The 6763-nt window shown below is 40.4% G+C and carries 10 protein-coding genes; all 10 read left to right on the forward strand.

All coding sequences use genetic code 11. The features are described from left to right. Positions 1 to 197 precede the first annotated feature (197 nt). Positions 198 to 560, forward strand: a complete 363-nt coding sequence (panD, locus tag CQA63_RS09000) for an aspartate 1-decarboxylase (protein ID WP_104700622.1) — start codon at positions 198 to 200, stop codon at positions 558 to 560. 2 nt (positions 561 to 562) lie between these two features. Next, positions 563 to 889 carry a YbaB/EbfC family nucleoid-associated protein gene (locus CQA63_RS09005; RefSeq protein ID WP_104700623.1) on the forward strand — a complete coding sequence of 109 codons (327 nt, stop codon included), beginning with the start codon at positions 563 to 565 and terminating at the stop codon, positions 887 to 889. Next, positions 882 to 1946 (forward strand): PDZ domain-containing protein, encoded by a 1065-nt coding sequence (locus CQA63_RS09010; protein WP_104700624.1) that lies wholly within the window; start codon positions 882 to 884, stop codon positions 1944 to 1946. Before CQA63_RS09005 ends, CQA63_RS09010 begins: the two co-directional genes overlap by 8 nt. A gap of 8 nt (positions 1947 to 1954) precedes the next feature. Then, positions 1955 to 2827, forward strand: a complete 873-nt coding sequence (locus tag CQA63_RS09015; RefSeq protein WP_104700625.1) for a polyprenyl synthetase family protein — start codon at positions 1955 to 1957, stop codon at positions 2825 to 2827. Then, on the forward strand, positions 2824 to 3618 hold the full coding sequence (gene surE / locus CQA63_RS09020; protein ID WP_104700626.1) for a 5'/3'-nucleotidase SurE: 795 nt from the start codon (positions 2824 to 2826) through the stop codon (positions 3616 to 3618). Before CQA63_RS09015 ends, surE begins: the two co-directional genes overlap by 4 nt. Further along, on the forward strand, positions 3615 to 4298 hold the full coding sequence (locus CQA63_RS09025) for a ThiF family adenylyltransferase (RefSeq protein WP_104700627.1): 684 nt from the start codon (positions 3615 to 3617) through the stop codon (positions 4296 to 4298). The genes surE and CQA63_RS09025 overlap by 4 nt, the downstream gene beginning before the upstream one ends. Continuing rightward, positions 4282 to 4434 (forward strand): hypothetical protein, encoded by a 153-nt coding sequence (locus tag CQA63_RS09950; protein ID WP_170128398.1) that lies wholly within the window; start codon positions 4282 to 4284, stop codon positions 4432 to 4434. Before CQA63_RS09025 ends, CQA63_RS09950 begins: the two co-directional genes overlap by 17 nt. Before the next feature lie 3 nt (positions 4435 to 4437). Next, on the forward strand, positions 4438 to 5337 hold the full coding sequence (locus CQA63_RS09030; protein ID WP_199770721.1) for a carbon-nitrogen hydrolase: 900 nt from the start codon (positions 4438 to 4440) through the stop codon (positions 5335 to 5337). Next, complete coding sequence (locus tag CQA63_RS09035) at positions 5306 to 6211, forward strand: site-specific DNA-methyltransferase (RefSeq protein WP_115511876.1); 906 nt, start codon at positions 5306 to 5308, stop codon at positions 6209 to 6211. The genes CQA63_RS09030 and CQA63_RS09035 overlap by 32 nt, the downstream gene beginning before the upstream one ends. A 95-nt stretch (positions 6212 to 6306) precedes the next feature. Continuing rightward, positions 6307 to 6763, forward strand: a 457-nt coding sequence (locus CQA63_RS09040) for a hypothetical protein (protein ID WP_147288780.1), incomplete at its 3' end; no start/stop codon positions are given.

Raw genomic sequence — 6763 nt, forward strand, 5'->3', positions numbered from 1 at the left:
AATTAATGAAACCTAACCAAAAGAAGAAACCAGAAGCCCAATCAAATGGGAATGAAATATTACATATTTGAAGCTTAAATGGGGCTTAAGGGGTGTAAAGTTTTATATTTTATACTTAAGGTGTTTATTTGCACACTTTTATGATAAAATCGCACCTCAAACATCATCATAAAGAATTCTAAACTAAGGCACTCTCTATGCAATTTGAAATGCTCTATTCAAAGATTCACCGTGCTCATGTGAGCGATGCAAACCTAAATTATGTCGGCTCAATCACTATTGAAAAATCACTTGCCCTAAGTGCCAATCTTTTAGCAGGTATGAAAGTAGAAATCCTTAATATCAACAATGGCGAGCGATTTAATACCTATGTCATTTACGGGGATAAAGAAGGTGAAATTTGCCTTAATGGCGCAGCAGCACGTAAAGCCCAAATAGGCGATATTATCATCATAGTCGCCTACGCTTCATATACGCAAAATGAGCTTAAAGACTACAAGCCCACGATCGTGCAAGTCAATGAGCATAATCAAATCCTATCTATCACACACGAGGTATAGCTATGTTTGACCCAAACCAACTTGGAGCTATGTTCGGCTCAATGCAAGATTCCCTCAAAGAATTAGAAGAAAAAAATAAGCAAACCATTCTTACTGCCAAAAGTGGAGGCGGGCTTGTAAAAGCAAGCTGCAATGGTAAGGGAGAAATCATTGATATAAATATTGATGATAGCCTCCTTGAAGACAAAGAATCTTTACAGATTCTACTCATTAGCGCACTCAATGAGCTTCATAAAAACCTAGAAGATACTCGCCAATCAAGCGCGTTGAATCTCCTCAATGGATTTGGTGGGGGATTCAATATCTTTGGCGGAAAACCAAATGACTAAAAGCGCTCTGCTAAAAAGCTTTCTATTACTTTTTTATAGCACTCATTTATGGGCGTATGATTACTCACATTGTGTTCAATATTTCAAAGCCGCAAGCACCCCTGTGGGGCAGAGCCATGCCATTAGCCTTAAAGATGGCATTCAGCAACATCATCTCCTCTACTCCCCCACTAAACCCCAAAATGTGAAGATTCTCAAAGCCGATCCTTTTATCGGACTTTATCTTATCTCCCTCCCACGCACAAAGCAAAGTTACGACCTCCTCCCGCTTGATAAACGCACGCTTGAAGACAAAAACCTTGCTTTCATTGCCCCTGGCGGTAAAGTCCAAGTAGGGCATATCACCAAAAGGCAAAATGGCTTTATAGAATATGCAAGATTCTCCGCGCCTACACAAGCAAATGGAATCTTAGGCAATATTTGCTATCAAATCTATGGTATAGGTACAGGAGGAAATGGCTTTATAGAGCAAAAATATATCGATAGATTTTTAAAGCAAAAATCCCCATATTATGGCGATTTAGGCATTCGCTTCTCATCTTCGCATACCCAAGCTATCATTAGCATAATAGACCCTTTTGATTCAAACCACGCCTTTAGATTTAATGATGAGATTCTCGCCATTAATGGCATAAAAATAAAAAATCGAGGGGAGGCAGAATGGGTAATAAGCAATCTCAAAAAGGGCTCAAATGCGAAGATTCTTATCAAACGCAATGGCAAAACCCTCTCCATTAACGCCAAAGTAAGCCAACGATATGGAGGTTTTTTGCTTAAAGAGAGTTTTTTAGAACGTTTTGGAATAGAGCTTGATGATAATATGCGCATTCACGCGATTAATCCCGCCCTAGCGGGGAGATTTAGCGAGCTTAGAAAAGGAGATACTATCTTGTGGATTAATAAAGAGCCAATCATCACATCTAGCACACATAGCGCATTTGAGCGATTCCAAAGGTTAAAGACACTTCTCTCTCAAGCTCAATTTGACCAAAGATTCGGGGGGAAAATCCAGCTTCTTATCATGCGCGATAATCTTGAAATTTTTATTAAAGTATAGGAGGGGTAATGCAGCACAACATCACGGAGATTCTCAAAGATTTTGAAGTATTTTTAAATGAGAGTGCACCAAAGATTCCAAGCTTTCATACACATTATGAGCAAGCCCTGTGGGAGATGATGAAAAATGGAGGCAAACGTTTCCGCCCTGCCCTGCTTTTTTGCGTTCTTAATGCCCTCTCCCCGCAACTTCTTAAAAACGCATTTTTACCCGCGCTCGCCCTAGAATGTATCCACACATATTCGCTTATACATGATGATCTCCCTTGTATGGATAACGCCCCGCTAAGACGTAACCACCCCACTTTGCATACGAAATATAATCAAACACTAGCCCTCCTTGTAGGCGATGGGCTAAATACCTACGCATTCGCGCTCCTCTCACAAGCACGGCTAGATCCCAATATTCGCTTAAAGCTTATCTATGCACTTGCAAATGATGCAGGAATTAGCGGCATGGTACTAGGGCAAGTGCTTGATTGCGAGTTTGAGAATACTCCACTCTCACTAGAAAAGCTTAAAATTATCCATCTCAACAAAACCGCAAAACTCATCGCCACTTCTTTACAATTTGGCGCACTTATTGCCAATGCGTCCCCTAAACTCACTTTAGCGCTTTATGAGTTTGGCTTAGAGCTTGGGGTGTATTTCCAACTCCGTGATGATATTATAGATACCTGTTTGAACGCCAATCAAGCGGGGAAAACAACGCAAAATGACATAAACAAAAATAGCTATGTCAATCTCCTTGGGCTACAAGAAGCAAAAATAGAATTCGTGCGCCAAAAGAGGGAGCTAGAGAATAAAATCCTATCGTTTGATAATGCCATTGCGAGTAATCTCAATGCACTCTTAAAAGATTATTTTAAGGAGATTGAATGAAACATATCCTATTAACTAATGATGATGGCTTTGATTCTAGCGGATTACTAGCCCTTAAAGAGGCATTATGCGATCTCGCTCATATTATGGTAGTCGCCCCCGCACATGAAAAGTCCGCCTGTGCTCATGGGCTTACCCTCACGCGCCCGCTTCACTTTGTGCAAATTGATGATGATTTTTATAAACTTGAAGATGGTACGCCAAGTGATTGTGTGTATCTCGCCCTTAATGCCCTATATAAAGAGGGATATAAGCCAGATTTAGTGATTTCAGGTATTAATTTAGGCTCAAATATGGGGGAAGATGTTACCTATTCCGGGACGGCTGCTGGCGCTATGGAAGCGTGCATTCAAGGCATACCATCCATTGCCATATCTCAACTTATGAATGATGTAAATCGCACAAAGCATTTTGACTTCGCACTTGCAAAGTCCTGCATTGCTGATATTGTAAAAAACATTTTTCAAAAAGGCTTTCCCCTAGAAGAGCGCAAATTCCTTAATATCAATATCCCCCATATCCCACCGCAAGATTGCAAAGGCTATAAAATCACGCAAATGGGCTATAGAATCTACTCTAACCAAGCCCATATTCACCGCAACCCGCGAGGGCAGGAATACTATTGGCTAGGCTTGCACCCCTTACAATGGCAAGAACGTAGCGATACGTCATATTCTAATGGTTCAGACTTCCAAGCAGTACATGAAAAATACATATCCATTACTCCAATCAAGCTTGATATGACAAGCTATGAAGATAGCTCCAAACTCTCTCAATGGATATGCCCATGAATGAAATTATTGATAGATACACGCGCTCAAGGCTACTCTTTGGCGATACTTTTACACATATACAAAATACAAAGGTCATTCTCTTTGGCGTGGGAGGCGTGGGAGGATTTGCGCTTGATTGCCTCTACCGCAGTGGGGTAAAGCATATCACCATTGTAGATAAAGATTACTTTGATGTAACAAACCAAAACCGCCAAATCGGCGCAGAGCATATCAATGAAGCAAAAGTTCGCGTTCTTGCACAAATGTATCCGGGTATCATCCCTATGCAAGAAGCAGTAAATGCAGAGTTTCTTAAAACGTTTGATATTATGAAATTTGATTATATTATCGATGCCATTGATGATATTTATGCGAAAGTGGAGATTGCTAAAATCGCCCAAGATAAGCCAATGGGACACTATATCGTCTCTACAGGCAGTGCTAAAAAGCTAAGCCCCTTGCATATTCAAGTAGATAGCATTTGGAAAACCCATGGAGACAAATTTGCTCGCAAATTACGCGACCATTTAAAAAAAGCTGGTATTAAGAAAGCTTTCAAAGCGGTTTTTAGCCCTGAAAAGCCAAAGTGCAAACCTTTAGGGAGCTTTAGCGCGGTTACAGCGAGCTTTGGGCTAACTATCGCTAGCGAAGTGATACAACATATACTCAAGGAGAATGATTATGCCAAACAACTATGATGATTATGAAGATGAGGGATATACCCCAGAAGATGAAGATTTTGAATACTTTGATGAGCAAGATGAAGATATGGCATATAATAATTATGATGATGACGACTATGAGAATCCCGATAGCGAATATGATGAAGAGTAAGTAATGCAAAGCACTAAACCTATGCAGCGCCTAAAAGTCGCCCTTTTACAGCAAGCCTATAAAGGCAATAGAGAAGCGATGATGCAATCTAGTGCCCAAATGATCGCTAAAGCCGCTAGCTCGGGCGCACAACTCGTAGCCCTCCAAGAGCTCCACACGCGAGAATACTTCTGTCAGAGTGAAAATGTAACGTTTTTTGACTATGCTAACGATTTTGAAGCAGATGTGAAATATTTTGCCAATATCGCTAAGGCTCATCATATTGTGCTTATTACCTCACTTTTTGAGAAACGCACTGCAGGCTTATACCATAATACCGCTGTGGTATTTGATACAGATGGCTCAATTGCTGGTAAATACCGCAAAATGCACATTCCCGATGACCCGCAATTTTATGAGAAGTTTTATTTTACTCCCGGGGATTTGGGCTTTGAGCCTATTCAAACAAGCTTAGGCAAACTCGGTGTGCTTATCTGCTGGGATCAATGGTATCCCGAGGCTGCGCGCATTATGGCGCTTAAAGGGGCGCAAATGCTCATCTACCCCACTGCCATTGGTTGGTTTGATGAAGATAGCTTGGAAGAAAAGCAGCGTCAAAGAGAGGCTTGGATAGCCGTGCAAAGAGGGCATAGCATAGCAAATGGGATTCCCACAATGGCAATTAATCGCATAGGCTTTGAATCTGATAGTAGCGGCGTGGGCAATGGCATACGATTTTGGGGTTCAAGCTTTATTTACGGAGCGCAAGGTGAGCCCATAGCCCTAGCAAGCCAAGACAAAGAAGAGCTCATCTTAGCAGAAATAGATTTAGCACGAAGTGAGGAGGTACGGCGTATATGGCCCTTCTTACGTGATAGGAGAATAGAATCTTATGCCAATATCACGCAAAGATTCTGTGATTAATTTATGCCAACAAATGGGGGAACTTATGCAAGATAAACATAAACTTTTAGAAGATTTAGAGAAAAAGTTTGGGGATTTCCACACTTTGGCTAACCTCACTCTTAGCAATGATTTAAGCCTATTTACATTTCTTTTAGAAGATTCAACGCTCAAAGAGACGTATAAAAGCAGATTCTTTACTTGCTTAAACTCTACACTTATTTTCAATAAAGAGGCGTTTTTAACATTCTTAAACACGCATATTTTAGATAAAAGCTACACGACTTATAGTAATAAAATCGGCTTAAGCAATAAGAACAGAGAGCTTATACAAAGCAATACTGAAGTGGTGCTAAATTTTCCTTTTAAGGATTGTATCTTAAAAGGCGGGCAAATTAAGGATAAGGATAAGTCAGAGGAGATATTTTTCAATGAAATTTTGGCTAGCGATGAGATTGATGTGTTGTATGCTCCTAAGGCTTTACAAAACTTTGAGTTCATAGGGGAGCATTCAGCTTTGAGCGACTTTTCGGGGAGTGCTTCGGAGGCTTCATTGCGGAGTATGTCTAATACACCTCATTCGCCTTCCTCGCACAACCCCAAAAATTCATCTCAAAGCTTAGAATGCGAGAATTTAGAATCTGCAAATCTTACGCAAGATTTGACAATCGCAGATAGCTTCTCTAAAGGGGATTTAAAGCTTGCTCCAAGTGCAGATTCTTATCAAAATAAAGAAAGTGAAATATCTCCAAATCAAGTTAAAATGAAACCTATTCTTAAAAACTCCAATCAATCAATCAATCAATCAATCAATCAATCAATCAATCAATCAATCAATCAATCAATCAATCAATCAATCAATCAATCAATCAATCGGTCGGTCGGTCGGTATTAGAATCCCAAACCCCCACTTCTCATTCCAAACATTGCGAAAAGTCTCTTCACAAAGCCACTAGAGAATCCCTATCTTATTGTCATTCTGAGGGCTTTATGCCCGAAGAATCTCTAAAGGAATCACTAGTCGCTAAGAGAGATTCTTCACCCCTTGCAGGGGTTCAGAATGACAAGAGTGGCAGAGTTTCTAGCAATTCTAACAGCAATTCTTCGGTCATTACCACTCCCGCTAAACATGACAATGAATCCAATCCGCAAGATAAAATTACCTTGCAAGGGAAGTTAGTTTGTCATTCTGAGGGAGCACGAAGTGCGACCGAAGAATCTCTCTTATCTACTAAAAACTCCTTAAAGGAATCGCTAGAAAATCTGCCCTATTGTCATTCTGAGCGAAGCGAAGAATTCACAAACGAGTCACTAGTCGCCCACAGAGATTCTTCGGCTTTTACAAAGCCTCAGAATGACAAACTAACAGCATTTACTAAAAATCCAAACAGCAATTCTTCGCTTCTCTCTCAAGCTAGAGCTAAGAAACTTAACAGCATCAGAGTCA

The organism is Helicobacter marmotae (assembly GCF_003364255.1).
Classification (GTDB): Bacteria; Campylobacterota; Campylobacteria; order Campylobacterales; family Helicobacteraceae; genus Helicobacter_C; species Helicobacter_C marmotae.